The sequence below is a fragment of the Streptomyces durbertensis genome (assembly GCF_014156695.1).
Taxonomy (GTDB): Bacteria; Actinomycetota; Actinomycetes; order Streptomycetales; family Streptomycetaceae; genus Streptomyces; species Streptomyces durbertensis.
In genome coordinates this window covers 1-4,081 of the sequence record NZ_WMLF01000469.1, presented here as the reverse complement: position 1 = coordinate 4,081, position 4,081 = coordinate 1, and the positions used below count along the sequence as shown (strand labels likewise).

The 4,081-nt window shown below is 74.3% G+C and carries 2 protein-coding genes and 1 pseudogene; 1 reads left to right on the top strand and 2 read right to left on the bottom strand.

Annotation, left to right across the window (positions count from 1 at the left end):
- Window positions 1-689 (bottom strand): annotated as a pseudogene (locus tag GL263_RS22805) (hypothetical protein); the annotation flags it as partial.
- A 212-nt stretch (window positions 690-901) separates the two neighbouring features.
- Between GL263_RS22805 and GL263_RS22800 the strand changes: the two are divergent.
- Window positions 902-2,119, top strand: a complete 1,218-nt coding sequence (locus GL263_RS22800) for a serine hydrolase domain-containing protein (RefSeq protein WP_182857630.1) — start codon at window positions 902-904, stop codon at window positions 2,117-2,119.
- 12 nt (window positions 2,120-2,131) lie between these two features.
- Here GL263_RS22800 and GL263_RS22795 read toward each other — a convergent pair.
- On the bottom strand, window positions 2,132-4,081 hold a 1,950-nt coding region (locus GL263_RS22795; RefSeq protein WP_182857629.1), incomplete at its 5' end, for a copper-translocating P-type ATPase.

Here is a 4,081-nt window from a genome sequence, read left to right as displayed (position 1 = left end):
TTCCCGCCCCCGGTCCGGGTTCCGCCCGGATCACCGCCGCCGTTCTCACCGCCCCGCCGGCCGCCGTCCGGCCCGTCGGTGGGGGTACCGCCGTCGCCGTCGCCGGGGGGCGCGCCGGTGGAGACCTCCCAGAGGCCGGGGGCTTCCAGGACGAACGGCCGGGTGGCGGGTGCCCGGCCGCGCGCCTGGTCGCAGGGCCAACTCTCCAGCGAGTGGCAGACCGCGCGCAGCGTGGCGGTGATCCTGACCGTCCGACCGGTGTCCGGTTCGACCCGGACCGCGACCGCGCAGCGGCCGGCTGGTGCCAGGCGCACCGGGGTGGCGGTGCACAGCGTGACGTTCTCGGTCCGGCAGGCGCCGACGACCTCGGCGTTGACGACCGACACACGTGTCAGGGTCACCGGGACGCCTCCGTCGTTCCTGATGACCGCGCAGCCGGTGGTGCCGTCGGTGAACTCGAAGGAGCCGTCCAGCGAGACGCCGGGGAGCCGTACCACCGCCGCACGAGGCGCCGGTGTGCCGTCTCCACCTCCGTCCGCCTGGCCCGTCGGCTCGGTGGTGGCCGGTTCCTCGGGCCCGTTCGCTCCGCCCGCGCCGAGCGTGCGTGCGATCAGGACCGTACCGGCGACGAGCACCAGCACGGCGACAAGGGCGAGCACGAGGTGGAGCGAGTAGCGACGGATGTTCACGGGTTCTCCGTCCGACGGCCCGGTGGTCTGCGTCGATCGTCCGACGCGCCGGCCGTGTGGACCGGCAAGCCGCGCCCGGCTACGCCGACCGGAGCAGCCGACGCCACCGGGACGGCCACCTGCGGCCCCCGGCAGGCCTGTGGTCAACCCGAGTACACGATCGGTGGTTCACCGGCTGCCGTCCTGACCGGCGCCGTCCCTAGGGTGCCGGTATGAACAGGAAGCACAGGCCCGGACTGACCGCCCTCCTCGCGACCGCCGTGGCCGTCGCGCTGCTCACGTCCCCCTTACCGCAGGCGGCCGCCGAGACGGCCGGGCGGACGGCGCCGGCCGAAGACGCTCACCCGTCCTCACCGGACCGGAGCCTGCGGGAGGACGCCGACGCGGTGCGGGACGCGGGGGTGACCGGGGTGGCCGTCCGGCTCGACACACCTTCGGGAGCCCGCGTCGCGCGCAGCGGCGTCGCGGACCTGCGCACCGGCCGGCCGGTGCCGCCGAACGGCTACATCCGGCTCGGCAGCACCACCAAGACCTACGTCGCGACCGTGGTGCTCCAACTGGTGGGCGAGGGACGGCTCTCCCTCGACGACACGGTGGAGCGCTGGCTCCCGGGTGTCGTCCGGGGCAACGGGAACGACGGACGGCGGGTCACTGTTCGTCAGCTCCTCCAGCACACCAGCGGTGTGCCCGACTACGCGTCTGACGTCGTGCCGGACGCCAGCGCGGCCGGCTACCACCGGCACCGCTGGACCCGCCGTTCCTCCGAGGAACGTGTCGCCCTCGCGATGGGGCACCGGCCCCTGTTCGAACCGGGGGAGGGCTGGGCCTACTCCAACACCAACTACGTGCTCGCCGGGATGGTGATCAGGGCCGTCACAGGCCGACCGTGGGAGCGCGAGGTGCGGGAGCGGGTGCTGCGCCCGCTGCGTCTCGACCGCACCTTCACGGCGGGCGACCAGCCGTTCCTGCCCCGCCCGCACGCCCGCAACCACCAGCGGTTCGAGGCGGACGGGCCGTTGACCGACACCACGGTGGCGTATCTGCCGTTCGACGGTGACGCGGACGGCTCGATGGTCGGCACGGCCGAGGACACGAACCGGTTCTTCGGCGCGCTGCTGGGCGGCAGGCTGCTGGACCGCGAACTGCTCGCGGAGATGCGCGGGACGGTCCCGGTGCCCGACGAGAGCGCCGTGGTGCCGGGCACCCGGTCCGGACTGGGGCTCAACTGGACGCCGCTGTCCTGCGGCGGCGGGTACTGGGGGCACAGCGGCAGCGGTTTCGGATACCTCACCTGGCCCGCGGCCACCGCCGACGGGTCCCGGGCCGTGACCGTCACCGCGCACAGCCGGCCCGGCGACCACAACACCGCCGTGCGCCAACTCGGCCGGCTCACGCGGCTGGTGGACCGCGCGCTGTGCGAGGCGCGCTAGCGCGGGCCGGGCTCAGGCGGTCGGGCGGAAGGTGCGCAGGCGCAGGCTGTTCGCGACGACCGAGACCGAGGAGAAGGCCATGGCGGCTCCGGCGATCATCGGGTTGAGCAGACCGGCGGCGGCCAGCGGCAGCGCCATCACGTTGTAGCCGAACGCCCAGACCAGGTTGGACCTGATCGTGCCCAGCGTGCGGCGGGAGAGCCGGATGGCGTCGGCGGCGACCCGCAGGTCGCCTCGGACGAGGGTGAGGTCGCCGGCCTCGATCGCGGCGTCGGTGCCGGTGCCCATCGCCAGGCCGAGGTCCGCCTGGGCGAGGGCGGCGGCGTCGTTGACGCCGTCGCCGACCATCGCCACCGTCCGTCCCTCGGCCTGGAGCCGCTTGACGACGTCCACCTTGTCCTGCGGCATGACCTCGGCGACGACCTCGTCGATCCCCACCTCCGCGGCGACCGCGTGGGCGACCGCCTTGTTGTCGCCGGTCAGCAGGATGGGGGTGAGACCGAGGTCGCGGAGCCGGCGCACCGCTTCGGCGCTGGTCGGTTTCACGGCGTCGGCGATCTCCAGCACGGCGCGGGCGGAGCCGTCCCAGGCGACCGCGACGGCCGTGCGCCCGGCGGTCTCGGCCGCCCGCGCCGCCTCGGCGAGCGGGCCGGGCAGGGTGAGCGCCCAGTCCGCCAGCAGACGTTGCCTGCCGACGAGGACGGCGTGCCCGTCCACCACGCCCTGCACGCCGAGGCCGGGGACGTTCTCGAACTGCTCCGGTGTGGGGAGCGCGCCGACCCGCTCGGCCGCGCCGGCGGCGACGGCGGCGGCGAGCGGGTGCTCGGAGGCGTTCTCCAGCGCGCCCGCGAGTCGCAGGACCTCCGCGGCGTCCTCACCCTCCGCGGGGTGGACGGCGAGCAGCGTCATCCGGCCGGTGGTGACGGTCCCGGTCTTGTCCAGGACCACGGTGTCGGCCCTGCGGGTGTTCTCCAGTACCTCGGGGCCCTTGATCAGGATGCCCAACTGGGCGCCGCGGCCGGTGCCGACCATCAGCGCGGTGGGGGTGGCCAGCCCGAGCGCGCAGGGGCAGGCGATGATCAGCACCGCGACGGCGGCGGTGAAGGCGACCGTGAGCCCGGCCCCGTTGCCCAGCCAGAAGCCCAGCGTGCCGAGCGAGAGCGCGATCACAAAGGGGACGAACACCGCGGAGATCCGGTCGGCCAGCCGCTGGGCGCGTGCCTTGCCGTTCTGCGCGTCCTCGACGAGCTGTGCCATGCGGGCGAGTTGGGTGTCGGCGCCCACCCGGGTCGCCTCGACGACCAGTCGGCCGCCGGCGTTGAGCGTGGCACCGGTCACCGTGTCGCCCACGGCGACCTCCACCGGTACCGACTCGCCGGTCAGCATGGAGGCGTCGACGGCGGAGGAGCCCTCCACGACACGACCGTCGGTGGCGATCTTCTCGCCCGGGCGGACCAGGAAGCGGTCCCCGACGGCCAGTTCGGCGGTCGGTACCCGCTGCTCGCGGCCGTCCCGCAGGACGGTCACCTCCTTCGCGCCCAGTTCCATCAGGGCGCGGAGGGCGGCGCCGGCCTTCCGCTTGGAGCGGGCCTCGAAGTACCGGCCGGCCAGGATGAAGGTCGTCACCCCGGCGGCGGCCTCCAGGTAGATGTTGCCGGCGCCGTCGGTGCGGCTGACGGACAGTTCGAACGGGTGGGTCATGCCGGGCATGCCGGCGGTGCCGAAGAACAGCGCCCACAGCGACCACAGGAGGGCCGCCGACGTACCGATCGAGATGAGCGTGTCCATGGTCGCCGCGCCGTGCCGGGCGTTGGTCCACGCCGCGCGGTGGAAGGGCAGCGCGCCCCACACGACCACGGGCGCGGCCAGCGTGAGGGAGAGCCACTGCCAGTACTCGAACTGGAGCGCCGGCACCATCGCCATGGCGATGACCGGCACGGAGAGCAGGAGGGAGACGAGGAG